This window comes from Glycomyces dulcitolivorans, assembly GCF_003265355.1.
GTDB lineage: Bacteria > Actinomycetota > Actinomycetes > Mycobacteriales > Micromonosporaceae > Glycomyces > Glycomyces dulcitolivorans.
This window is the reverse complement of record NZ_QFRW01000293.1, coordinates 1-22,806: the sequence shown is the minus strand read 5'-3', so window position 1 is coordinate 22,806 and position 22,806 is coordinate 1. Positions and strand designations below refer to the sequence as shown.

Genomic DNA, 22,806 nt, shown 5'->3' with positions numbered 1-22,806 from the left:
GGCGGCGGTGGTCGGTCTCATGCCCCTGATTCGGGGGCGGGGCGCCCGCGGATGGGTCCGGGGCGGATTTTTCTGGGATTTTTTTCGCGACGGGGCAGGAAACGCACTGTGGGACCGGCCGATACGGCCGGTCCCACTGGGTCGTGAGGGCTACATGTCGAGCGGGACGCCCGCGACCATCGGGGTGGTCGGGGCCGCGGAGCCGCCCGCGGGTTCGTCGGTCACGCCGATGACCTCGGCGTCGCCGACGTCCTCGACGAGGACGGTCGCGGAGGCGTCGCCGGGGTCGAGGACGCCCGCGGAGACCTGGCCGTCGGCGTCGACGAGCCACAGCTGGTAGGCGCGGTCGGGGGCGATCTGGGCGAGGCCGGCGACGAGCACGACGGCGCGGTCGAGGCGCTCGGAGTGGACGACGGTGACCTCGCCGCCGCCTTCGGCCTCGACGGTGCCGACCCGTGCGTCGTCCGATTCGAGGACGGCGGCGATCTGCTCGGACTCGGTGGGCTCCTCGGTGCGCATGACCGACCAGGTGACGATGCCGCCGACGACGGCCATGACGGCGGCCAGCGCGCCCGCGGCGAGGGCGAGGCGCAGTCGGGGCATGCCGCGGTGGCGTCGCAGCGGCTGCGGGGGCGGCTCGGGGGCGGGGGCGTCCTGGCGGGTGCGGGAGGCCTCGTAGAGGACGCGGTCCCGCAGGCGCCGGGGCGGGTCGGTGACGGTGACGTCGGAGAGGCGCCAGACGGCCTCGCGCAGTTCGGCGGCCTCCTGGGCGCACGACTCGCATTCGGTGAGGTGGTGCTCGACCAGGGCGCGCTCGTCGTCGTCGACGGCGTCGACGGCCCAGGGGCCGATGAGGGCGTGCACGTCGGCGGTCATCGCGCCACCTCCAGGCAGTCGCGGAGTTTGAGGAGCCCGTCGCGGATGCGCGACTTGACGGTGGGCACGGCGGTGCCGAGGAGGGCGGCGACCTGCCGGTAGGTGTGGCCGCCGTAGTAGGCGAGGGTGACGGCCTGCCGCTGGAGTTCGGTGAGGGTCTGGAGGCAGCGGCGGACCTGGCGGTGCTCCAGGCGGACGGCGGCGGCCTCGGCGACCGCGTCGTAGCCGGGTTCCTCGCGGTAGGCGGTGCGGCGCTCGCGGTCGCCGGAGGCCTGGACGGACCGGACGCGGTCGACGGCGCGGCGGTGGGCGATGGTGGAGATCCAGGCGCCGGCGGAGCCGCGGCGGGAGTCGAAGCGGGTCGACGTGCGCCAGATCTCCACGAGCACCTCCTGGGCGACTTCCTCCGCCTGCGCGGGGTCGCGCAGGACGCGCAGGCACAGGCCGTAGACCCGTGGCGCGGCCTCGTCGTAGAGGCGCGCGAACGCGTGCTCGTCGCCCAGTGCAGTGCCGTGCAGGAGCTGTTCGAGCGTGGGCATCCTCGCCTCCTCGACCGCCGCAAGGCGGTGTTCGCCTGTGCCCCAGGCTGCTGGATTCCCCCTTGTGGACATCATCACGCTCCGAGGTGTTTGTCAACTCCGATCGCCCGGAATTCGGAGCCGGACCGGTCTTGGATGGGTCGGTCTCGAAGATTTTTCGGCGCGGGTGACAATGGCCGGGACGGACTCCTCACAATCACATCCGATAGGCCCTCCCATGACCAAGCGCCAGTTTCCCCGCCCGCACGACATCCTGCCTTTGATACGTTTCAAAAAGCCCGACTTCAACGCCAAGCGGCGGCGTCTGAACGCCGCTTTGACGATCGCTGACCTGCGGTCGATCGCGAAGAAGCGGACGCCGCGGGCGGCGTTCGACTACACCGAGGGCGCCGCCGAGGGCGAGCTGTCGCTCGCACGGGCGCGGCAGGCGTTCGAGGACGTCGAGTTCCACCCCGCGATCCTGCGCGATGTCTCGAAGGTCGACACGGGCTGGGACGTGCTCGGGAAGCGGTCGGCGCTGCCGTTCGGCATCGCGCCCACCGGGTTCACGCGCATGATGCACACCGAAGGCGAGACCGCGGGTGCTGGAGCGGCGGCCGCGGCGGGGATCCCGTTCGCGCTCTCGACCATGGGCACCACCCCCATCGAGGACGTGGCGGCCGCGGGCGGACCCGAAGGGCGCCACTGGTTCCAGCTGTACATGTGGAAGGACCGCGACCGGTCCATGGCGCTCGTCGAGCGTGCGGCGGCGGCCGGGTTCGACACGCTGCTGGTGACGGTGGACGTGCCGGTGGCCGGGGCTCGGTTGCGGGACAAGCGGAACGGGTTCTCGATCCCGCCGGCGATCACGGCGAAGACGTTCTTCGACATGGCGCGCAAGCCGAACTGGTGGTTCGACATGCTCACCACCGAGCCGCTCGCGTTCGCCTCGCTCTCACGCTGGTCCGGGACCGTGGCGGAACTGCTCGACACCATGTTCGACCCCACGGTCGACTACAACGACCTGGCGTGGATCAAGGAGCAGTGGCCCGGGAAGCTCGTCGTCAAGGGCGTCCAGACCGTCCAGGACGCGAAGCGCTGCGCCGACCTCGGCGTCGACGCCGTCACCCTCTCCAACCACGGCGGGCGCCAGCTCGACCGCGCCCCCATCCCCTTCCACCTGCTCCCCCAGGTCGTCAAGGAGGTCGGCGGCGACATCGAGGTGCACCTGGACACCGGGATCATGTCCGGCGCCGACGTCGTCGCCTCCGTCGCCCTCGGCGCCCGCTACACGATGATCGGCCGCGCCTACCTGTACGGCCTCATGGCCGGCGGCAGGGACGGCGTCGACCGGACCATCGCCATCCTCCGCGAAGAGGTCGAGCGGACCATGCGCCTGCTCGGCGTCGCCACCCTCGACGAGCTCGAACCCGGCCACGTCACGCAGTTGCAGCGACTGGTGCCGCGGGCCGTCTGATCATCAGGGACATCACCGCGGCGAGCGCGCACAGCGCTCCCGCGGTGAACCACGCCGGGTCGTAGTTCCCGGTCGCGTCGCGGATGAAGCCCGCGCCCCAGGCGATGAGCGCGGCCCCGAACTGGTGCGAGGCGAGGACCCACCCGAAGACGACCGCGCCGTCCTCGCCGAAGTGCTCGCGGCACAGCGCGATCGTGGGCGGGACGGTCGCGACCCAGTCGAGGCCGTAGAAGACGATGAAGAACAGCATCGGCGGCCGCACGTCCCCGGCGAACAGCGAGGGCAGGGCGAGCAGCGAGACGCCGCGGAGCGCGTAGTAGACCGCGAGCAGGTGCCGCGGGTCGAACCGGTCGGTGAGCCAGCCGGAGAAGACGGTGCCGATCATGTCGACGATGCCGATGACCGCCAAAAGCGACGCGGCCGCCGTCAGGGGCATGCCGTGGTCGTGGGCGGCGGGGACGAAGTGGGCGCCGACGAGGCCGTTCGTGGAGGCGCCGCAGATCGCGAAGGTCGCGGCCAGGAGCCAGAACGCGCGGGAGCCGCTGGCCTGCCACAGGCTGCCGAGGGCGCGCTTGGCAGCGCCGGACTTGGAGACGGCCGGGGCCGTGTAGTCGGGGCCGGCGCCGAAGGGGTGCAGGCCGACGTCCTCGGGCCGGTCGCGCACGACCAGGAGCACCAGCGGGACCATCGCGAGCGCGGTGAGCGACACCAGGATCGAGGCCGAGCGCCAGCCCGGGCCCTCGACGAGCAGGCCGACGAGCGGCAGGAACACGAGCTGCCCGGCGGCGCCGCCCGCGGTGAGGATGCCGGAGACGAGGCCGCGGCGGGCGATGAACCAGCGGTTGGTGATCGTGGCGACGAACGCCATCGCCATCGAGCCCGTGCCGATGCCGACGATGAAGCCCCAGCACAGGACCAGCTGCCAGGACGCGGTCATGAACACGGTCGCGCCGCTGCCGAGACTGATGAGGGCCAGCGCGATGGAGACGACGCGGCGGATGCCGTAGCGCTCCTGGAGCGCGGAGGCGAAGGGCGAGAACAGGCCGTAGAGCAGGATGTTCACCGAGATCGCGGCGGAGATCGTGCCGTGGGACCAGCCGAACTCGTCGTGGAGCGGCTCGATGAAGACGCTCGGGGTGGCGCGGAAGGCGGCGGCGCCGACGAGGGCGACGAAGCTGACGGCGGCGACCCACCAGGCGCGGTGGACGCGGCGCGCGGTGCGGGTCGGCTGTTCGGGGGCGTCTGGGGCGGCGATGGACATCGGTCCAGTCTCGTGCCCGCGCACCCGATCGGCCAGTGGCCGGGCGGCCAACATGTGCGAAGATCGGGCCATGGGCGTTTTTCGGCATCCCGGACGGCACCGCGTCGCGGTCCTGGTCCGCCACGGCCTCCTGCCGGTCGAACTCGGCATCCCGCACCGGGTGTTCGGGTCGGCGCGGTCGGGCGGCGAACCGCTGTACGAAGTGGTCACCTGCACAATCGCCGAAGGCGAGGTGCGCACGGACACCGACGTGACGGTGAACGTGGCGCACGGGCCGGAGGCGCTGGCGGAGGCGGACACGGTCGTGGTGCCCTCGGCCCACGAGACCGACGAGTCGTGGTCGGCGGGGCGGCTTGCGGAGCCGCTCGCGAACGCGCTCAAGCTGATCCGGCCCGAGGCGCGGATCGCGTCGATCTGCACGGGCGCGTTCGTGCTGGCCGCGGCCGGGCTGCTGGACGGGCGGCGGGCGACGACGCACTGGGACTCGGTCGAGCGGTTCCGGCGGCTCTACCCGCTGGTGCGCCTGGAGCCGGACGTGCTGTACACCGAGGACGGCCGGGTGCTGACGTCGGCGGGCGTGGCCTCGGGGTTCGACCTGTGCCTGCACATGACGCGCGTGGACTTCGGTGTGGCCGTGGCGAACCGGGTCGCGCGGCGGTCGGTGGTGCCGCCGCACCGCGACGGCGGGCAGGCCCAGTACATCGAGCGGCCGGTGCCGGAGCTGGGCGCGGCCGGGACGGGCCGGGCGCGGGAGTGGGCGCTGGCGCGGCTGCACGAGCCGCTGACGCTGCGGCAGCTGGCGGAGTGCGAGGCGATGAGCGTCCGCACGTTCACGCGGCGGTTCCGCGAGGAGGTCGGCACGTCGCCGCAGCGGTGGCTGCTGCACCAGCGCCTGGAGCGGGCCCGGCACCTGCTGGAGCGCTCGGACGAGCCGATCGACCGCGTGGCGGCCGGCGCCGGGTTCGGCTCGGCCGCCTCGCTGCGGATGCATTTCCAGGCGTCCCTCGGAGTCTCGCCGAGCGCGTACCGGCGGACCTTCGCGGGGTTACCAGGTGGAGCGGACGCGGCGGGCGATGAGCACGCCGGCCGCGCCGAGGGCGACCACGACCGCGGCGACGAGGACGCGGATGTACACGGGCGTGCCGGTCTCGGGCAGGGCACTTCCGGCGGCGGGCGAGGCGGTCGCGCCGGGGCTGGAGGGGCCGTCGGTGGGGTCGACCGGGGGCGTGCCGGTGTTGACGACGGTGCATTCGATGTCGTCGCCGACGTCGACGGCGACGGTCTGCTCGGTGCCCTCGCCGGAGGGCAGGTCGTCGTCGGTCTCGCCGTTGTTGGTGCAGTTCCAGGACTGCGTGTAGGTCGAGAGGTCGGTGCCGGCCTCGGCGGTCTCGGCGAAGGTGAAGTCGCGGCCGTCGAGGGCGGCGAGGACCGTGGTCGGGTCGACGGTCGCGGAGTCGCCGCCGGCGGTGGAGGCCTCGCCGATGGCGTTCCCGTCGTCGTCGGTGATGGAGATGCCGAACGAGTCGGTGTCGGCGGTCTTGTCTTCGACGGCCTTGGTGAGCCCGACCTTGGCGGTGAGGATGCCGAAGGCGACGCCTTGGACGGCGTTGGCGGTGCGGTCGAGGAAGCCGATCGAGGCGGTGGAGGGCGAGTCGGCGTAGAGGACGATCTCGCCGACGGCGAGGCCGCCCGCGGTGTTGCCGCGGCAGGTGACGCTGGTGGTGCCGAGCCCTGAGAGCTCCTGGCCGCAGGCGGGCAGGGCGTCTGGCATGGTGGCGGTGGTGAGCTGCTCGATGGGCTTGTCGGAGGCGAAGGTGAGGCCCTCCTGGCGGTTGGTGGACTCGGCGTCGGCCATGACGACGCCGAAGCCGGAGACGGCCGTGCCGGAGGGGCCGGTGACGACGAGGTCGTCGATGGCGAGGGTGCCGAGGTCTCCGGCGGCGCCGGTCCCGGCGTTGACCTGCTGGTAGAGCGCGGGCTGGCCGGTGGTGCCGGTGTAGGCGGTGTTGCCGATCGGGGCGAGGCGGTAGGTGGGGAACGCGACGGGCTTGAGGATGCGGTAGCCGTCGTCCCCGGCGGTGAACTTGAAGGTGAAGCTCATCGAGTAGTCGTCGGTGAGCTCGATGGACATGGGCTGCCCGGCCGCGCTCATCGCCTGGGTCTGGTCGAAGCCGCTCATGTCGATCCAGCAGATCGTGGAGTCGTACTCGCCGCCCGAGCCGTAGGAGCAGCCGGACACCTGGGCCTGCGCGGGCGAGGCCGCGAGGACCGTGGCGGCGGCGGCCAGGGCCGCCGCCGACATGGCGAGAGTCTTCACAATCGGTTCCCTTGCACTCGGTGACAGGCCGAACGGCCGAAGTGAGCATAAGGGACGAACGGGTCGATTATCGGATCAGGCGGCGTGTCCCACGATCGCGGTCACGCGGATCTCCACGCGCATCCCGGGCGCGCCGAGGGCGGCGACGCCGATCTGGGTCCAGATCGGGGCGCGGTCGCCCATGCGCTTGCGGAACTGCTCGGCCATGGCGCGGGTGGGCCGCTCGCCGATGTACGCCGCGTCGTCGGGCAGGTGGTAGGAGTCGACCTCGACGACGTCGGCCCAGGTGGCCCCGGCCGTGGCGAGGGTGCGCTCGACGTTGTCGAAGGCGCGGGCGATCTCCTCGTCGAGGTCCTCGGGGAACTCGATGTCGTCGTTCCAGCCGCCCTGGCCCGAGATCTCGACGCGGTCGCCGATGCGGACCGCCTGGCTGTAGCCGAGCAGGTCGTGCAGCTTCTCGCCGAATCCGGGGGTGATGTGGAACTGCGGCTCGCCCATGGCGCGCCCCTTTCGGTTGACTTCATGCGTGAAGTAAACCTAGCACATTCACTTCACGCGTGAAGTCACTCCCGGCTCGGTAGACTGCCGCCATGGCCGCGACACCCGAGCCCGCAGGGCCCCGCTCCGACGACGTGCCGTGGCTCGACCCGGCCGAGAAGGAGGCCTGGACCGGGCTCGTCTCGCTGATCCTGCTGCTGCCGGGGCGGCTGGAGGCCCCGCTCCAGCGCGAGAGCGGCCTGACCCTCTTCGAGTACCTGGTCCTCAGCCACGTCTCCGAGGCACCTGAGCGGCGCCTGCGCATGAGCGAGCTCGCCTTCATGGCGAACGGCTCGCTCTCGCGGCTGTCCAACGTGGTCAAGCGCTTCGAGCAGCGCGGCTGGATGGAGCGCTCGCCCGACCCCGGCGACGGCCGCTACACGATCGCGGCGCTGACCGACGCCGGGTACGAGGTCGTCGTCGCGGCGGCGCCGGTCCACGTGCGGGCCGTCAGGCAGGCCGCCCTCGACCGGCTCGACGCGGCCGACCAGGCGGCGCTCGCCCGCGTCGCCGAGAAGCTCCGCGTCCGCCCGGTCGACCTGGCCTGAGGCGGGCTAGCCCATCACGTAGGTCCGGATGCTCTGGGCCGGGAGCTGGGACCCGAACGCGCCGTTGGTCATCGTGACCGCGGAGTAGGGCGCGAGGGTCTGGCTCGCGGTGGTCACCCAGGTCGAGAACGTGCCCGAGCCGGCGCCTTCGACGGTGAACGGCAGGTACACGGCCGAGGCGTTCTTGTTGACCGCGACGATGACGAGCCTGGAGCCGCTCTTGAAGGCGCTGATGTAGACGCCCGCTTGGGGGTTCGCGGTGGCGGTGATCCGCTGGTGGCCGGGGCGCACGAACTTCGAGTAGTGCGCCATGTTGGCGCCGCGCTTGGAGATGGCGCCGTCCTCGCGCATGGGCCCGTAGCCGCGGCGGATGTACCACCAGATGTAGGCCTGGAAGCGGCCGTTGACGAGGGCGCGGTGGACGTGCTCGCCGACGTCGAGGGCGCCCGGCCACAGGTCGGCGGAGTCGCTGCTGTTGGGGTAGTAGACCTCGGTCATCCACAGCTCCTTGCCGCCGCCCTTCTGCGTGAACAGCGGGTAGGGGAAGTCGGCGGGCTGGGTGCCGTAGAGGTGGGCGCCGAGGACGTCGAGGTTGGCGAGGGCGGCGGGGTCGTTGAGGATCGGGTCGGAGAGGACCTTGCGGTACTGGAAGGACTCCGGGGCGATGACCCTGGTGTTGATCGAGCCGGCGTTCTCCTTGAGGAAGCGGACGATCTCGGCGGCGGTCCACGCGGTCCAGTCGTGGGCGTAGTCCGGCTCGTTCTGGACCGAGATCGCGTAGAGGTTCACGCCGTTGGACTGCATGAACGCGTGGAAGTCGTTGAGGTGCTGGGCGTAGGCCGCGTAGGAGTCGTAGCGCAGGCGCTTGCCGCCCGAGAAAGTCTCGGTGAGGTTCGCGGGCGGGTTCCACGGGGAGGCGATGACCTTGGCGCCCAGGGCGACCGCGCGCTGGGCGGTGGCGACCTCGCGGCTCCAGTTGGCACGGTCCTCGTGGACGGGAATGCGCAGGATCGAGAAGCCGAGCTGGCCGTCGCCGTTGCCGAAGGCCGTGTTCCGCTGGGCCGCGGTGAGGTCGCTGATCCACACGGTGTGGTTCATGCCGCCGAAGCCCTGGATGACCTGCTGGCCGAGGGACGGCTGGACGACCACGGTGGTCTGGGCCGCGGCGGGCTCGGCGAGCAGCGGGGCGGCGACCGGCAGCGCTCCCAGTGCGAGGAAGGCCCTCCGGTCGATCGACCGCGGGGTTCGGGACGTGGACTCGTTCGGACGGGGCGCCATCGCTCCTCCAGGGGAGTTCGAGAGTTTCGGATCGGCTCGTACACGATACATCGAAATGTATCGATTTAAAAGGCCGGAAGCGGGCCGCAACTCTCGGACCGGACCGCGCCGCGGGGGCGCTGTCGGCAATGCGACTCGTCCTCGGATCGCCTGCGCCGCGGGCGCGGGCGTGCCTACGCTCCCCGGACGGCCCCTGTTCAAGGGGCCCGATGCGCTGGGAGTTCACCGTGGGATCACCACCGGGCCGGTACGCACTCGACAACGCCGCCGAGCAGGCGGCACTGCGGTTCCAAGTCCTCGAACGCCACTACGACCCGCACACGTTCGCGCAGCTCGACCGCGCCGGGGTCGGACCGGGGATGCGGTGCCTGGAGGTGGGGGCCGGGGGCGGGTCGGTCGCGGCCTGGCTGGCCGACCGGGTCGGGCCCACCGGGTCGGTCCTGGCGACCGACCTCGAACCGCGCCTCATGGCTGACCTGGACGGGCGCTCGAACCTCGACGTGGTGCGCCACGACATCCTCCGGGACGACCTGCCCGGCGCGGCCTTCGACGTCGTCCACGCCCGCCTGGTCCTGCTGCACCTGCCCGAGCGGCGGTACGCGCTCGAACGGATGATCGCGGCCCTGCGGCCCGGCGGCCTGCTCGTCGTCGAGGAGTTCGACTGCGCCGAAGTGGCCGTGCGCCGCTCCCCCGATCCGGGCGCGGCCGCGCTGTTCACGCAGGTCCACGACGCGTTCGTGCGGGTCCTCGCCGGGGCCGGGGCGGACGCGGCCTGGGCGCTGCGCGCGGCGTCGGCCTTCCGCGAGGCGGGCCTGGAGGCGGTCGAGGAGGCCGCGTCCGCGGGGGTCTGGGAGGGCGGGGGCGACGGGATCGCGCTGCACCGGGCCAATACCGAACAGCTGCAAGGGGACCTGCGGGACCAGGGCGTCGGCGGGGACGAGCTGCGGGCGTTCTGGGACCTGCTGGAGGACCCGGGCTTCGCCGTCGACGCGTACCGGCTGGTCACCGTGGCGGGACGCAAGCCCGGTGCGGGGGTGCGACCGTGATCGCCGGTATCGGGCTGCGGCCCTATGAGGAGCGGCTGCTCGTCCCGAGTCCGGACCCGCTGCCGCCGGTGGCCGCGCTCGCCGGGTCGGGCCGGTTCGGCCGGGCCGTCGTCTACGAGCTCGGCGACACCTGGCACCTCGCGTTCGGGGCGCTCGCGGAGGTCCGGGTGCGCGGGGACCACATCGAGGTGCGCAGCGGGGACCGGTTCGAGCGGCGCGTCCTCGCACCCGACCTGTCCAACCTCGACGACGCCCTCGCGGGCCTGCCGGTCGAGGACTGGCACGCGTTCGGCTGGGCCGCATTCGAACTCACCGCCGACCCGGCCGACCGGGACCCGAACGCGGTGCTGCTGGAGCTGGTGGTCCCCCGCACGCACGTCCTGCTCTCGCCGGGGCGGACCCTGGTCCGCTCGGTGGACGAGGCGGAGCTGGACGCGGTCGGGAAGCTCCTGGACGACCCGCCCGGAGTGGACGAGTCCCCTTCGGGGAGCGTGGAACTGGATCTGGGCGACGGCGGGGACTACCGCGACGCGGTGGCCGCGGCGGTCGCGGTCATCCGGTCCGGGCAGCTGTCGAAGGCGATCATCTCCCGCACGGTGCCGATCGAGGAGCGCATCGACTTCGCGGCGACGCTGGTGCGCGGGCGCCGGGCGAACACGCCGGCGCGGTCGTTCCTCGTCGACTGCCCGGACTTCCAGGCGGTCGGGTTCAGTCCCGAGACGATCGTGGAGGTCGGCGCGGACAGGACCGTGGCGACCTGCCCGCTCGCCGGGACCCGGGCGCGCCTGGGCGAGGCGGACTACGACCGGCGGCTGCGCGAGGAGCTGCTGTCGGACCCGAAGGAGCTGTACGAGCACGCCGTCTCGGTGAAGGCCGCGTTCGACGAGATGCGCAGCGTCTGCGAGGCCGTCCACGTCAGCGACTTCATGGACGTGTCGGCGCGCGGTTCGGTGCAGCACCTGGCGTCCCGCGTGTCCGGGCGGCTGCGCGGGGACCGGAACCGGTGGCAGGCGTTCGCCGCGCTGTTCCCCGGGATCACCGCCAGCGGCATCCCCAAGCCCGCGGCCCGGCGCCTCATCCGGCTCCTGGAGCGGCGTCCGCGGGGTCTGTACGCCGGGGCCGTCATCGCTTGCGACGCGCGCGGCCGGCTCGACGCGGCCCTGGTGCTGCGGTCGCTGTTCCGCCGCCGCGGCCGCACCTGGCTCCAGGCCGGCGCCGGCATCGTCGCGGACTCGCGTCCCGAGCGCGAGTACGAGGAGACCTGCGAGAAGCTCCGCTCGATCGCGCCGTACCTCGTCACCGAGCGGTGAGGCCCGGATCCGGGCAGGCCGATTCCCGGGGTCCGCGGCCTCGTCGGCCGCGGCCCCCGGGATCAAGCGGGGATGGTCCCGGTGAGGGGACCGGTGCTAGATGACCTGACCGGTCTGGGACTGGAAGGAGTCGCCCTCGGGGGTGGCCTCGGTGTAGGCCGTGTCGAGGAAGCCGTCGCCGTCCGAGTCGACCAGGGCGGTGTCGACGACGCCGTCCGCGTCGGAGTCGATCTGGATCTCGTCGACCAGGCCGTCGGAGTCGTAGTCGGTGGCCACGATGTCGACCAGGCCGTCGCCGTTGGTGTCGGTGGAGACCTGGTTGACCACGCCGTCGCCGTCCGAGTCGTAGGAGACCTGGTCGACCACGCCGTCGCCGTCGGTGTCCGACTCGAAGGTGTCGGCCACGCCGTTGCCGTCCGTGTCGTACACGGCGGTCTCGAAGGAGCCGTCGCCGTCGAGGTCCACCAGGAGCTCGTCGGAGGTCCCGTCGCCGTCGTAGTCGTAGGCGATGCCGTCGGCCTGGCCGTCGCCGTCCGAGTCGACGTAGGTCACGCCGTCGGCCGAGATGGTGTTGTCGGCGTAGCCGTCGCCGTCCAGGTCGAAGACCTCTTCGGTCTCGACGGCGGGCAGGCCGCCCAGGCCGGTGATGTGGGAGTCGTCCTCGGCCGTCACGTCCTCTTCGGGGGCGGCGTCGGTCTCTTCGTAGGGGGTCTCGTCGTATTCGCTCATCGTGATCATCCTCCGCTTGAGAAGTTGGCTTGCTTGCCTGTGATCACGACTCTACGAGCGCGGGAGGATCCCAGAATCCCCAGAGTGTGCCAACCGCCCCAGGTTCCGGCCGTCAGGGCTGGAGGTCGGCCACGCCCTTCCCGGTGGGCAGGTCGAACGGCACCGAGACCTGGTCGTGGACGATCAGCCACTCCCCCTCGATCCGCTTGAAGCAGAAGGTGGCCCGCACCCACATGCCCGGCACGGGGACGCCGTTGCCGAGCCTGCCGCTGAGGCGCCCGAAGCCGTGCGCGAAGGCCACGGCGCCGTCCGCGGTGACGCGCAGGTCGCGCAGTTCGTAGTCGAGCTCGGCGAAGGCGGCGAACACCCGCTCCCAGTTCTCCAGCTTCGCGTCGACGCCCACGTGCTGGAGCGGCGGCTCGACGTCGAAGGAGACGACGTCCTTGTCGTAGATGCGCCGCAGGGCGTCGCGGTCCTTGGCGCGGAGCGCCCCGGTGATCCCCGCGATCCGGTCCCGGATCGCGGCCTCGGCTCCATCGTGCTGCACGGTCATGGTTCCCGTTCCTTCCGTTCGGTGTCCTGCTTCCCCCTCTTGACGGGACAGCCCGCCCGAATGTGACCGCTCCGGGCCGGAAGTGACCCGGCATACTCCGACGAGGTCGATACCGGGCAACCCGGTCCGGGGCCGCCCACCTATGTACGGTGTCGGGCCCCGCAGCATCCACCTGAGGCCGGCGGGGCGCGCCCCCCAACCCGTCATCTGAAAGAGGCCCTGTGAAGAGCAAGGAGCAGCAAGAGGCCGAGTTCCGGTCGTTCGCGCTGGCCCAGCGCGACCACCTGAGACGGCAGGCGTTCCTGCTGTCCGGGGACTGGTACGAGGCCGACGACATCGTGCAGAAGGCGCTGACCAAGGCGTTCGCGGTGTGGAAGCGCGTCGACCCGGTCGGCGCACCGGCCTACGTGCGGCGCATCGTCGTCAACGTGTACCTCTCGCACCGCCGCCTGGCGTGGGTGCGGCGGGAGCGCGCGAGCGACGAGATGCCGACGACGCGGGTCGAGCATCCGCAGGAGGGCGTCGACCGGCGGCTGGAGGTCGTCGCGGCGCTGGACAGGCTGCCGGCGCGCCAGCGCGCCACGCTCGTCCTCCGCTACTGGGAGGACCTGTCCGTGGACGACACGGCCGAGGCCATGGGCTGCTCCACCGGAACGGTGAAGAGCCAGTGCGCCAAGGGGTTGAGCAAGATGCGCGAGTTCCTCGCCGAATCCGCGGCTCCGGTCCGGGCATAGCTGAAGGAGACGAGAGACATGCAACCGCAAGACGACACCGGGACCCTGTTCAGGCAGGCCCGCCCCGACACGACGCCGCAGGAGGCGTCGCTCGACCTCGATTCGATCATGCGCGACGGCTACCGCGCCCGCCGCCGCAACCGCGCCGTCCTCGGCGGGGCGACCACCGTCGGCGTCGCGGCCGTCGCCGCGGTCCTCGCGTTCTCGGTGGGCGTGCTCAACCCGGGCAAGGAGACCGACCGCCCCCAGGACTTCCCTGCGGGGGAAGGGTTCGCCTTCGACCCGTCCATGGCCGGGTATCCGAGCCGAGCGCCCGACGTGTGGGACGACCGCCAGCCGGAGCTGAACGAGGCGCTCCAGTCGGCCTTCGGCCCGCTCGCGATCGACAGCGGGTTCCTGGACGCCGACGCGCTCGACTCCGAGCGGCCCACCGACGAGGAGATCACCGCCGAGATGGAGGCGTCCGGGGGCTACTACTCGGCGCTGTCCGAGCTGGGCTACCACAACCTGCCGCTCGTGTTCGACCCGTTCGACACCATGAGCGCCGCCGGCCAGGTGTACCTGCGCGGGCTCATCGCCCGCGACGGCAACGAGGAGATCGAGTGGTCGTCGTTCACCATCACCGCGATGGCGCCCGGCGGATGGTCGTCGGAGCCCGGGCCGGGCGGCGAAGACCCGTTCCCGCAGCACCTCATCTCGGACGCCGCGTCGTGGTCCGACGAGGCCCCGGTGTTCACCACCGAGGAGCTCGACGACGGGCGCACGCTGATGGTCGCCGACCACGGCTGCGCGCTGGAGGCGCTGGTCGTGTACCCGAACGACTCGGCGCTCCGGTCGGAGTGGGACCTCGACTGCGAGGGCCAGGGCCGCGAGATGACCGTCGAGGCCCTCACTGACGCGATGCTGTCGATGCCGCAGATCGATTGGGACACCAGTGAACTGGTGCCGGTCGACGAACTGCTCGACATCCCGCCGGGCCCTGAGTGGGACGGGGACTGGGAGGTCGACGCGGAGGAGGACATGCAGGCCAGTGTCGACGCGGCGATCGAGGCGATCGACGCGGCGCACCCGGGCACCTACCTGACCGATGCGGCCGCGGGGCAGTCCGGAGAAGAGTGGGGCCCGGTCAGGCGCGAGTACGTCGGCTCGATGTACCTGCCGTATCCGTTCCATGACGGGTACGACGTGTCGGCGACGGTCATGTACCACCTTCCCGGCGGCTGGCTTCCGGGCCTGCCTCCGGAGGGGACGACGGTCGACGACCCCTATCTGGTGGACTGCGGCGGCCCCGGCGACGACAAGGACGACGTCTGCGAGGAGACGGAGGTCGACGGGCGGACGGTCGCCACCCGGTCCTGGTGCGTCGACGAGGAGCAGTGCTCGTACTGGGTCCTCGTGTTCGACCCGGCGGGCTGGGCGGTCGAGTTCTCGGTCATGTACGCGGGTTCGATCGAGGAGCTCGCTTACGAGGAGCTGATCGCGCTCACGGCGTCGCTGCCGGCGCCGGTGTACGACCCGGCGGAGTACGGGCAGGACTAGCGGTAGGCGATGGGGCCCGGGCGTGCGACGCCCGGGCCCTATCGCGCGTTTACGGTGCGGCCCAGCGGATCAGGCGGGCCGTGGTGACGGCCGGGGTCGGGAGGCCGTCGAGGGCGGTGAATTCGAGGTCGAGGGCGTCGGCCCGGGGTTCGGCCCGGAGCGCTTCGGGGAGGCCGTAGTCGAGGTCGAAGGCCGCGGTGCCGTCCTCCCAGCGCGCTTCGGCGACGAGGACGCCGCCGAGGCGGATCGCGACGGCGGCGGGACCGCCGGTGAGGCGGTAGCCGATGCGCAGGAGGTGGCCCCGGCGGTCGGGGTCCTTGAGGGTGACGGCCATGGTCGCGGTGGTCGAGCGGGCGCGGCGCCCGTCGGCGTCGGCCGTGACCTCGGTGCCGGTGCCGCGGAAGGCGTGGTCGCTCTCGGGCTGCTGCTCGCCGAAGGCGACCTTGTCGACCGTGAGGTGGTCGAGGGCGAGCGAGTCGCGGTCGGCCGCGACGAGGGCGGCGCGGCGTTCCCCCACTTGGGAGGGTTCGGCGACGGGCCAGTAGACGGTGTAGCGGGAGTCGTGGAGCCGGTAGAACGGGACGAGTTCGACCTCCCCCGCCGGATCGGCGGTGGTGAGCCGGTAGCGAAGGGCCGGTTGGCGTTCGAGGACCTGGTCGGCGGCGAGGTCGGCGACGACGGGGGTGTCGGCGAAGCCGAGGAGCGGGCCGTGGGCGACGTGGCCCATGCGGGAGTCGTCGGCGAGGAGCCCGTCGAGGTCGTCGGCGCCGTTGCGGGCCGCGAGGAGGATCGGGCCGGCGAAGTAGGCCTGCCAGGGCGAGCCGTCGGGCAGGCGCTCGGCGGAGACCGGCAGCGGGAGACCGAAGGCGACCACGTCGCCCTTCTGCCAGGTCCGTTCGATGAGGACGGCACCGGCTTCGGTGGTCGTCTCGACCGCCTTGTCGTTGACCGTGAGCGAGGCCAGGCCGTCGCTCCAGCCGGGCACGCGCAGGCGGAGGGTGAACGTCCGCGGCTCGTCGAGGTCGAACCAGACGGTGACACCGGCGCTGGAGGGGAAGCCCGTCTGGACCCGGATGCGCCCGCCGAACTCGGGGGCGTCGAGGACCGCGGGGATGTAGAGGTTGACGGCGAGGGCGCCCTCGTGCTCGCCGAAGACGAGTTCGCCGTACTTGGCCTGGGCTTCGATGCCGGTGCCGACGCAGCACCACATGCTGGTCTCGGGCTGGGAGTAGACGCGGTAGTGGCGCGGGCGCATCGGGGTGAAGTAGACGAGGCCGCCGTGCTCGGGGTGCTGGGAGGCGAGCTGGTGGTTGTAGACGGCGCGCTCGATGTAGTCGAAGTGCGCGGGTTCGAGGTCGTGCTCAGCGAGGCGCCGGGTCAGCTTGAGCATGTTGTAGGTGTTGCAGGACTCGGGGCCCTCGCGGTCCTCGATCATCGCGGAGAAGTCGTCGGGGGCGTGGAAGTGCTCGCGGACGCTGTTGCCGCCGTTGGCGACCGTGCGGTGCTCGACGACTTCGCGCCAGAAGTAGCGGGCGGCGTCGACCAGGTCGGGGTCGCCGGCAGCGGCGTAGCCGACGGCCTTGGGGATCTGGGTGTTGGCGTGGCGGCCGGTGAGGTCGTCGCGGCGCTCCAGGAGCGGGTCGAGGATCGCGCGGTGGGAGAAGCGCAGGGCCGCGTCGGCGAACTCGGTGCGGCCGGTGACGGCGGCGAGGTCGGCGAGGGCCTCGTTCATGCCGCCGAACTCGGTGTCGAGCATGGCTTCGAACGCGTCGTCGTCGATGGTCGCGGCGATGTCCAGCCACCAGTCGGCCAGGCGCAGCACCACGTCGAGGGCCTGCTGGTGGCCGAGGACGCGGTGGGCGTCGATGAGGCCGGCGAAGGTCTTGTGGAGGTTGTACCAGGGGACCCAGTGGTCGCTGGAGCCGAGCGAGCGCACGCCCGCGCCGCCGCGCAGGCCCTCGAACAGCGCGGCGCCGCCGGGGACGCCGCCGACGTAGCCGGTGCCGAGGTGGTCCTGGGCGCGGGCGAGCTCGGACACCATGTGGTCCAGGCGCTTGCGCGGTTCGGCCTCGCCGGTGGCGGCGGCCAGGAGCGCGAGCGCGGAGAGGTAGTGGCCGCCGATGTGGCCGTCCAGTCCCGAGTCCTCCCAGTTCCCGTAGCTCGGGGCGGCGGGTTCGAGGCCGGCCTCGCGCAGGAACGGGGCCAGGAGCCGGTCGGGGTCCATGGCCAGGACGTAGTCGAGATCGGTGCGGACGGCGCGCGCGAAGGGGCCGTCGAGCAGCGTGACGCGGGAGAGCGGGAAGGCTTTCATCGGGTCCCTCTGGTGTCGTCCCCGGGGAAGGGCGCGTTATCGGTAAACCTGCGGTGACAATCTACCTGACGACGCTTGCAGGCACCCCGGGTCGGCCGCGCCGGGGACGATGAGGGCGGCGGCGACCACCGCGGCGCCGACGACGCCGCGGTGGGCCGACCTGCTGATATGTGCTTCCTGCGATGAAGGGGTTACGTGGTCCGCTCGATGTGGACCTTGCCGGACTCGGCGTTGGCCGGGTCGGCGATGCCCGCCCCGATTCCGGTGGCCGCGAGTGCCAGGGCGGCGGCCGCGAGGATCCGGCGGCGGTAGGGGTGGCGCATCTTGAACGCGTGCTCAGGGCGGTTGGACATGATGGTGGGTTCCCTCGTCGATGGCTCGCCCGGGGACGGTCCGGTCGGGACGGGTCGCGGGCGTTGCGTGATCGGAACGGGCGCTTCGCGGCCCGATGAGCGATTGGGGATCGGCCGGGCGGCGCGGGGCGCGCGTCCGGCTAGCGCATCAGAGGTCGACAGAGGGCGCTCGCGGCGCGCATCTGGTCGATTTCGCGCCGCCGGGTGAGTTTCTCGGCGGTTCGCATGAGGACCACTCTAGCAGGAACCCTATTGCAACGATAGGGATTCTTGGATGGTGGGACGATTGGGGACATCCGCGGCAAGTCGTGCGAGGTGGGCGTCGCGGGCGGCGGCGGACTGGCCCTGGACGAGGCAGAACTGGGCCGAGCGGGCGTGGAGCTGGGCGGTGTCGTCGGCGGCGATGCCGTGCCCGGAGCGGGAGGCGGTGAGCGCCCTGGTGAGGGTGCCGAGCGCTTCGAGGACCGTGATCTTGAGGGCGAGGCGCTCCTCGATGCGGTGGGGGCCTTCGGCGTCGGCGGCCTCGTCGGTGAGGTTGTAGGCGGTGGCGCGGAACTGCGCGATCAGTGGACTCCAGGCCGCGGCGACCTCTCGGGCGGCGGCGTGGGGTTCGGCTTCGAGTTCGCGCAGGACGGCCGCGGCGAGGCCGAACAGGTGGGGGCGGGCGTCGCCGGAGAGGGCGGCGTCGGCGCGGCGCCACTCGTCGAAGGACTGGACGGCGAGGACGTCCTCGTCGGCGACGGGGACGGCGTCGAGGCGGACGCGCTCGGTGCGGCTGCCGGTCACCGTGGCCAGGCGCAGCGGGGTGGCGACGGTGCGGTCGGAGACGGGCACGAGGGCGGTGACGACCCGGGCGGTGCCGGGCTCGGCGGTGCTGGTCTCAACCGCGGCGACGGCGACGACCTCGTTCAGGCCCCAGCCGCTGACCCAGGTGATGGTGCCGTCGAAGGTCCAGCCGCCGGGGGCGCGGGTCGCGGCGATGTACCGGTCGGGGAAGCGGCGCACGTCGCTGATGCCTGCGCCGCAGAGGATCTCGCCGCGCAGGACGCGTTCGGCGAGGGGCGAGGGCGCGCGGTCTGCGGCGAGTTTTGCGGCGAGGCGGCCGACGAAGGGCGCGTGCTGGGCCCACACCAGCCAGGTGTTGAAGCAGGCGCCGGACAGGACCTCGTGGAGGCGCCGGTCGGCGTCGAGATCGAGGCCGGCGCCGCCGTAGGCGGCGGGCGCGAGGTGGTTGAGGGCGCCGAGGGCGCGGAGCCGATCGATTGCGGCCCTGGGGACTTCGGCGGCGTCGGTCGCGAGCGCGGCCGGACGCAGCTCCTCCTCGGCGTACCGCGCGACCGCCTCGACGAAGGGATGGTCGCCCGCTGCCGACATGCCCGACTCCTCACCGTGCTCGATCTCCCACTGAGCCTATCGGTGAAATCTGGATTCGGCGAACGGGCGACGGAACGTGGTGTGACCGTCGCGCAATACCTAACTTTCGTCAGGGGTGGTTCCGGACTTTCTACAGAGGTCGGGGCCTTTCTCCGCCAATAGCGTTCAGGGGGAACTCACCCAGAACGGAGCCACCCAGTGAATCCCAAGGTCCCCAAGCTGTTCGGAGCGGCGCTCGCGGTCGCGGCGGCGGTCGCACTGCCCGCCTCTCCCGCCCAGGCCGAGACCGCACCCACCTCTGAGGCGTTCGACGCCTACCTGACCGACCTCGTCGAGACCTCCGGCGTCCCCGGCCTGTCGGCGGTCGTCACGCACGGCGCCGAGACGGTCTTCACCGCCGGATACGGCACCGACTCCAACGGCGACCCGGTCACCGAGCACACCCCGATGCGCGTCGCCTCGGTCTCGAAGTCCTTCACCGCCATGGCCGTCATGGTCCTGGTCGAGGAGGGCGCGATCGAACTCGACGGCACGGTCGCCTCGCAGCTCCCCGGATTCGCGATGGCCGACCCGCGCGCCGAGGAGGTGACGGTCCGCCAGCTCCTCGACCAGACCTCCGGATTCGCCGACACGACGATCGACGTCATCGAACTCGAAGACGCGACCTCGCTGGAGGACTACGTCTCGCGCCTGGGCGACGACTCCCTCGCCGCCGACCCCGGCACCGACTGGGCCTACTGCAACGCGAACCTCAACGTCGCCGCGCGCCTGGTCGAGGTCGCCTCCGGGCAGACCTTCGCCGACTTCATGCGCGAGCGGGTCTTCACCCCACTCGGCATGGGCGACAGCGCCACCCGCGACGAGGACGTCGCACCCGGCCTCGGGTACAACTCGCTGTTCGGGCTGTGGATCCCCCGCGAAGAGGCCCCCGGGTTCCTCGACGACTCCGGCAGCGGCGGCATCATCACCAGCGCCGCCGACATGGGGCGGTGGCTCATCAGCCAGAACGGCGAGGGCACGCAGCTGGTCGGTGCCGAGGGTCTGGAGGAGATGCACACCGCGTCGGCGGTCCAGGACTACGGCATGGGCTGGAGCGTCGAATCTGACGGGACCCTCGCGCACTCGGGGAACCTCATGACCTACAACGCGGTCGAGTGGATCGACCCCGAGAGCGGCTACGGGATCGCGGTCATGACCACCGGCGCCGGGCTCGCCGACGTCACCTGGGCCGGCATGGAGGGCCTGTCCGCGATCGTCGCAGGCGAGACGCCCGCCGAGCCCGGACGCGACCGGCAGGTCTTCGAACTGGTCCTCGGCGTGATCGCACTGGCAGCGGTCGCACTCGGGGTGCTCGGCACGGTCCGCTCGCGCCGCTGGGCCGAGAAGCGGTCCGGACGGCAGGCGTGGCGGATCGCGCTGCGGATGGTGCCGGTGCTGCTCCCGGCGGTCGCCTTCGCGGCCTACCCGGCCGGGGTCTCGTTCATCTCCGGAGGGCGCACGGTCCCGTGGCCGCAGATGTTCTACTTCGCGCTGCCGCTCACGGTGACGCTGATGGTCGCGGCCGCGGCGGGCCTTGTGGTCGCCGTCGCCAGGCTGATGCGGCTGCGGACGGCGGACCGGTCGGTAGGCTCGGCGGCGTGATCATGGGGGCGGTACTGGCGGCGATCGCGCTCGCGGCGGCGGTCAACGGGCTCGACACCGAGGCGCTGCCGATGTGGCGGCAGCTGGTGTTCCCGGTGCTGGCCGTGCTCGCGTACGTGCACGGTCGCCGCTGGTCCGGCCGCTACGGCGCGCAGATCCTGCTCGCCTCGGTGCTGGTCCCGGTGGGGATCGCGTTCGTGGACTTCAACGAGGGCGTGAGCGCCTTCCTGGTGCTGGGCGTGTTCGTGATGCTGCCGTGGTTCGCCGGGCGGTACCGGCGCCAGCAGGTGGAGCTGTACCTGGCGGAGAAGGAGCGCGCGGCGCGGTTGGAGCGCGAGCGCGAGCTGGTCGCCGAACGGGTCCAGGCGCAGGAGCGGGCGAGGATCGCCGCGGACCTGCACGACTCGGTCGGGCACGACCTGGCGCTCATCGCCCTGCGGGCCGGAGCGCTGGAACTGGCGCCGGGCCTGCCGGAGGCGAACCGGGAGGCCGCGGCGGCGCTGCGGGTCAACGCGGTCGAGGCGACGGATCGGCTGCGGCAGGCCCTGGGCCTGCTGCGCGACGAGGCGGCGCCGGTGGCGCCGTTCGACGAACCGGTCCGGGACCTGGTGGCGCGCTCGGCCGCGGCGGGACTTGAGGTGCGGCTCGAAGCCGAGGCCGCACCGGTCGGGGCGGTCGTGGACCGGGCCGTGTACCGGATCGTGCAGGAGGCGCTCACCAACGCCGCCAAGCACGCCCCGGGTGCCGAGGTGGCGGTCCGAGTCGAGCGGGTCGGAGCAGCCGGGGCAGCGGGCGAGGCGGTGCGGGTCCTGGTCGCGAACACGGCGGTGCCGGGTGCGGGGACGGCGGACCGCGCGATGCGCGGCTCGTCTCCGGCGGGCGGGGCGGCGAGGGGGACGTCCGCGGGCTCGGGCTCGGGCTCGGGCTCGGCGGCACCGGACCAGGTGGTTCAAGGCTCGGGACTGGCGGGGCTGGCCGAGCGGGTGCGGTTGCTCGACGGGAGCTTCAGTGCCGGACCGAAGGACGGCGGGTTCGCCGTGGAGGCCGAGATTCCGTTGCGGGGGAACGCATGATCAGGGTGCTGCTGGCCGACGACGAGGTCATGATCCGGGCCGGGGTCGCCGCGATCCTGGCCACCGATGCGGAGATCGAGGTGGTCGCCGAGGCCTCGGACGGGGCCGAGGCGGTGGCGCTGGCGCGGGCGCACCGGCCCGATGTGGCGCTGCTCGACATCCGGATGCCGCGACTCGACGGCCTGGCGGCCGCGGCAGAGATCCGCCGTGCCTCACCGGAGACGGCGGTGTCGATGCTGACGACCTTCGACGAGGACGAGTACGTCATGCGGGCGCTCGCCGAGGGCGCCAGCGGGTTCATGCTCAAGGCGGCCGATCCGCGCGAGCTCATCATCGGCGTGCGGGCCGTCGCCGACGGGGCCGCGTACCTCTCCCCCAGGATCGCCCACCGGGTCATCGCGAAGATGGGAGCGGCGGGCCTGACGCGTCGCCCCCCGGGCCTGGACCGGATCGCGGTCCTGGCGCCGCGCGAGCAGGAAGTGCTCGGACTCCTCGGGGAGGGCCTGTCGAACCACGACATCGCGGCGCGGCTGTTCCTGTCGGAAGGGACGGTGAAGGGCTATGTGAGCGCGATCCTCACCCGGCTCGGCCTGCAGAACCGGGTCCAGGCCGCGATCCTGGCCTACGAGGCGGGCCTGGTGGCCCGCCCCTAGGCCTTTGCGGCTCAGGCGGAACGCTTGAGTTCGGTCTCGATGGCCTCGCGGAGAGCCGGGTCGTCGGGGGTGACCCTGGGGCTGAAGCGGGCGACGACCTCGCCGTCGCGGTCGAGGAGGAACTTCTCGAAGTTCCAGGTGATCTCGGGGTCAGCGGTGGAGTCGCCCTCGGGCTTGCCGTCGATCGCGGGCCGCCGGGCGATGAGCTCGGTGTAGAGCGGGTGGCGGGTCTCGCCGGCGACGCTGATCTTCGACATGACCGGGAAGGTCACCGCGTAGTTGACCGAGCAGAACTCGGCGATCTCCTCGTCGGTGCCCGGCTCCTGGCCCATGAAGTCGTTCGCGGGGAAGCCGAGGACCGTGAAGCCCTGCTCGCGGTACTCGTCGTAGGCGGCCTGGAGCCCTTCGTACTGCGGGGTGAGCCCGCACTTCGAGGCGGTGTTGACGACCAGGAGGACCTGGCCGCGGTAGTCGGCGAGCGTCGCCTCCCCGCCGTCGTTCTTGTTGAAGCCGATCGCGGTCAGCGCCTGGTCGCTCATGTGGTCCCTCTCCTCGATCCCGGCCGACTCGGGCCGGTCCAGTCCGTTCCACCGGCAAACCTACTCCCGCGGCCGGGCCGCGGCGGCCGCCATCGGGATGCGTACCCGGTCACGCCCGTGCGGCCCCGCCCCGCTCTCC

21 protein-coding genes and 1 pseudogene are annotated in these 22,806 nt (G+C 72.2%); 10 read left to right on the top strand and 12 right to left on the bottom strand.

The genetic code is table 11. From position 1 onward, the window contains the following. Nucleotides 1–150 precede the first annotated feature (150 nt). Both DI269_RS20015 and sigK read right to left on the bottom strand, forming a co-directional pair. Nucleotides 151–876 (bottom strand): anti-sigma factor, encoded by a 726-nt coding sequence (locus tag DI269_RS20015; protein ID WP_112139099.1) that lies wholly within the window; start codon nt 874–876, stop codon nt 151–153. Further along, on the bottom strand, nt 873–1,490 hold the full coding sequence (gene sigK, locus DI269_RS20010) for an ECF RNA polymerase sigma factor SigK (RefSeq protein WP_408612313.1): 618 nt from the start codon (nt 1,488–1,490) through the stop codon (nt 873–875). Before sigK ends, DI269_RS20015 begins: the two co-directional genes overlap by 4 nt. 142 nt (nt 1,491–1,632) lie before the next feature. Here sigK and DI269_RS20005 point away from each other — a divergent pair, with 142 nt between their 5' ends. Then, nucleotides 1,633–2,871 (top strand): alpha-hydroxy acid oxidase, encoded by a 1,239-nt coding sequence (locus tag DI269_RS20005; protein WP_112139097.1) that lies wholly within the window; start codon nt 1,633–1,635, stop codon nt 2,869–2,871. On the opposite strand, the gene DI269_RS20000 is transcribed toward DI269_RS20005, so the two are convergent. Continuing rightward, complete coding sequence (locus DI269_RS20000) at nt 2,834–4,132, bottom strand: MFS transporter (protein WP_198667579.1); 1,299 nt, start codon at nt 4,130–4,132, stop codon at nt 2,834–2,836. The two genes, DI269_RS20005 and DI269_RS20000, sit on opposite strands and share 38 nt — an antisense overlap. Nucleotides 4,133–4,202: 70 nt before the next feature. Here DI269_RS20000 and DI269_RS28370 point away from each other — a divergent pair. After that, nucleotides 4,203–5,189, top strand: a pseudogene (locus DI269_RS28370) (GlxA family transcriptional regulator); the annotation flags it as partial. On the opposite strand, the gene DI269_RS28365 reads toward DI269_RS28370, so the two are convergent. Both DI269_RS28365 and DI269_RS19990 read right to left on the bottom strand, forming a co-directional pair. Beyond that, nucleotides 5,178–6,434 carry a CshA/CshB family fibrillar adhesin-related protein gene (locus DI269_RS28365; protein ID WP_408612314.1) on the bottom strand — a complete coding sequence of 419 codons (1,257 nt, stop codon included), beginning with the start codon at nt 6,432–6,434 and terminating at the stop codon, nt 5,178–5,180. The pseudogene DI269_RS28370 and the gene DI269_RS28365 sit on opposite strands and share 12 nt — an antisense overlap. 90 nt (nt 6,435–6,524) lie before the next feature. Continuing rightward, entirely contained in the window at nt 6,525–6,947 is a 423-nt protein-coding gene (locus tag DI269_RS19990; protein ID WP_112139095.1) for a Rid family hydrolase, read from the bottom strand. Between the two features lie 92 nt (nt 6,948–7,039). On the opposite strand from DI269_RS19990, the gene DI269_RS19985 reads away from it, so the two are divergent. Then, a complete protein-coding gene (locus tag DI269_RS19985; protein WP_112139093.1) occupies nt 7,040–7,534 on the top strand; it encodes a MarR family winged helix-turn-helix transcriptional regulator in 495 nt (164 codons plus the stop codon). 6 nt (nt 7,535–7,540) lie between these two features. On the opposite strand, the gene DI269_RS19980 is transcribed toward DI269_RS19985, so the two are convergent. Further along, nucleotides 7,541–8,812: a glycoside hydrolase gene (locus DI269_RS19980; protein WP_112139091.1), complete on the bottom strand. Its 1,272-nt coding sequence runs from the start codon at nt 8,810–8,812 to the stop codon at nt 7,541–7,543. A gap of 227 nt (nt 8,813–9,039) precedes the next feature. Here DI269_RS19980 and DI269_RS19975 point away from each other — a divergent pair, with 227 nt between their 5' ends. Both DI269_RS19975 and DI269_RS19970 read left to right on the top strand, forming a co-directional pair. Beyond that, on the top strand, nt 9,040–9,858 hold the full coding sequence (locus DI269_RS19975; protein ID WP_198667578.1) for a class I SAM-dependent methyltransferase: 819 nt from the start codon (nt 9,040–9,042) through the stop codon (nt 9,856–9,858). Beyond that, on the top strand, nt 9,855–11,168 hold the full coding sequence (locus DI269_RS19970; protein WP_157975111.1) for a salicylate synthase: 1,314 nt from the start codon (nt 9,855–9,857) through the stop codon (nt 11,166–11,168). Before DI269_RS19975 ends, DI269_RS19970 begins: the two co-directional genes overlap by 4 nt. A 96-nt stretch (nt 11,169–11,264) precedes the next feature. Here the strand turns inward: DI269_RS19970 and DI269_RS19965 are convergent, their stop codons facing one another. After that, on the bottom strand, nt 11,265–11,897 hold the full coding sequence (locus DI269_RS19965; protein ID WP_157975110.1) for a hypothetical protein: 633 nt from the start codon (nt 11,895–11,897) through the stop codon (nt 11,265–11,267). 112 nt (nt 11,898–12,009) lie between these two features. Then, nucleotides 12,010–12,450, bottom strand: coding sequence for a YybH family protein (locus DI269_RS19960; protein ID WP_112139083.1), 441 nt, complete (start codon nt 12,448–12,450; stop codon nt 12,010–12,012). 221 nt (nt 12,451–12,671) lie between these two features. Between DI269_RS19960 and DI269_RS19955 the strand changes: the two genes are divergently transcribed. Next, on the top strand, nt 12,672–13,184 hold the full coding sequence (locus DI269_RS19955; RefSeq protein WP_112139081.1) for a SigE family RNA polymerase sigma factor: 513 nt from the start codon (nt 12,672–12,674) through the stop codon (nt 13,182–13,184). An 18-nt stretch (nt 13,185–13,202) separates the two neighbouring features. Beyond that, the gene (locus DI269_RS19950; protein WP_112139079.1) at nt 13,203–14,723 is read left to right on the top strand and encodes a hypothetical protein; all 1,521 of its coding nucleotides are present in this window, start codon (nt 13,203–13,205) and stop codon (nt 14,721–14,723) included. Between the two features lie 49 nt (nt 14,724–14,772). Here the strand turns inward: DI269_RS19950 and DI269_RS19945 are convergent, their stop codons facing one another. From DI269_RS19945 to DI269_RS19940, 3 genes are all read right to left on the bottom strand, one after another. Beyond that, nucleotides 14,773–17,034, bottom strand: a complete 2,262-nt coding sequence (locus tag DI269_RS19945; RefSeq protein WP_112139077.1) for a beta-L-arabinofuranosidase domain-containing protein — start codon at nt 17,032–17,034, stop codon at nt 14,773–14,775. Between the two features lie 191 nt (nt 17,035–17,225). After that, nucleotides 17,226–17,387: a hypothetical protein gene (locus tag DI269_RS27235; protein WP_157975109.1), complete on the bottom strand. Its 162-nt coding sequence runs from the start codon at nt 17,385–17,387 to the stop codon at nt 17,226–17,228. A gap of 249 nt (nt 17,388–17,636) precedes the next feature. Continuing rightward, on the bottom strand, nt 17,637–18,761 hold the full coding sequence (locus DI269_RS19940; protein ID WP_112139075.1) for an acyl-CoA dehydrogenase family protein: 1,125 nt from the start codon (nt 18,759–18,761) through the stop codon (nt 17,637–17,639). A 198-nt stretch (nt 18,762–18,959) separates the two neighbouring features. On the opposite strand from DI269_RS19940, the gene DI269_RS19935 reads away from it, so the two are divergent. From DI269_RS19935 to DI269_RS19925, 3 genes are read left to right on the top strand one after another with little or no spacing between them, the layout of a single operon-like run. Beyond that, entirely contained in the window at nt 18,960–20,402 is a 1,443-nt protein-coding gene (locus DI269_RS19935) for a serine hydrolase domain-containing protein (RefSeq protein WP_198667577.1), read from the top strand. 2 nt (nt 20,403–20,404) lie between these two features. Further along, nucleotides 20,405–21,475, top strand: a complete 1,071-nt coding sequence (locus tag DI269_RS19930; protein WP_112139073.1) for a sensor histidine kinase — start codon at nt 20,405–20,407, stop codon at nt 21,473–21,475. Further along, complete coding sequence (locus DI269_RS19925; RefSeq protein ID WP_112139071.1) at nt 21,472–22,128, top strand: response regulator; 657 nt, start codon at nt 21,472–21,474, stop codon at nt 22,126–22,128. The genes DI269_RS19930 and DI269_RS19925 overlap by 4 nt, the downstream gene beginning before the upstream one ends. Before the next feature lie 11 nt (nt 22,129–22,139). On the opposite strand, the gene DI269_RS19920 is transcribed toward DI269_RS19925, so the two are convergent. Beyond that, entirely contained in the window at nt 22,140–22,667 is a 528-nt protein-coding gene (locus DI269_RS19920; RefSeq protein ID WP_112139069.1) for a glutathione peroxidase, read from the bottom strand. Nucleotides 22,668–22,806: the final 139 nt, after the last annotated feature.

Coding starts and splice junctions, on each gene's coding strand:
- DI269_RS19960 (WP_112139083.1), bottom strand. CDS start 12,450: ATGACCGTGCAGCACGATGGAGCCGAGGCCGCGATCCGGGACCGGATC.
- DI269_RS19945 (WP_112139077.1), bottom strand. CDS start 17,034: ATGAAAGCCTTCCCGCTCTCCCGCGTCACGCTGCTCGACGGCCCCTTC.
- DI269_RS20000 (WP_198667579.1), bottom strand. CDS start 4,132: ATGTCCATCGCCGCCCCAGACGCCCCCGAACAGCCGACCCGCACCGCG.
- DI269_RS19985 (WP_112139093.1), top strand. CDS start 7,040: ATGGCCGCGACACCCGAGCCCGCAGGGCCCCGCTCCGACGACGTGCCG.
- DI269_RS19950 (WP_112139079.1), top strand. CDS start 13,203: ATGCAACCGCAAGACGACACCGGGACCCTGTTCAGGCAGGCCCGCCCC.
- DI269_RS19920 (WP_112139069.1), bottom strand. CDS start 22,667: ATGAGCGACCAGGCGCTGACCGCGATCGGCTTCAACAAGAACGACGGC.
- DI269_RS19980 (WP_112139091.1), bottom strand. CDS start 8,812: ATGGCGCCCCGTCCGAACGAGTCCACGTCCCGAACCCCGCGGTCGATC.
- DI269_RS20005 (WP_112139097.1), top strand. CDS start 1,633: ATGACCAAGCGCCAGTTTCCCCGCCCGCACGACATCCTGCCTTTGATA.
- DI269_RS28365 (WP_408612314.1), bottom strand. CDS start 6,434: ATGTCGGCGGCGGCCCTGGCCGCCGCCGCCACGGTCCTCGCGGCCTCG.
- DI269_RS19940 (WP_112139075.1), bottom strand. CDS start 18,761: ATGTCGGCAGCGGGCGACCATCCCTTCGTCGAGGCGGTCGCGCGGTAC.
- sigK (WP_408612313.1), bottom strand. CDS start 1,490: ATGATGTCCACAAGGGGGAATCCAGCAGCCTGGGGCACAGGCGAACAC.
- DI269_RS19990 (WP_112139095.1), bottom strand. CDS start 6,947: ATGGGCGAGCCGCAGTTCCACATCACCCCCGGATTCGGCGAGAAGCTG.
- DI269_RS27235 (WP_157975109.1), bottom strand. CDS start 17,387: ATGTCCAACCGCCCTGAGCACGCGTTCAAGATGCGCCACCCCTACCGC.
- DI269_RS20015 (WP_112139099.1), bottom strand. CDS start 876: ATGACCGCCGACGTGCACGCCCTCATCGGCCCCTGGGCCGTCGACGCC.
- DI269_RS19965 (WP_157975110.1), bottom strand. CDS start 11,897: ATGAGCGAATACGACGAGACCCCCTACGAAGAGACCGACGCCGCCCCC.
- DI269_RS19925 (WP_112139071.1), top strand. CDS start 21,472: ATGATCAGGGTGCTGCTGGCCGACGACGAGGTCATGATCCGGGCCGGG.
- DI269_RS19930 (WP_112139073.1), top strand. CDS start 20,405: ATGGGGGCGGTACTGGCGGCGATCGCGCTCGCGGCGGCGGTCAACGGG.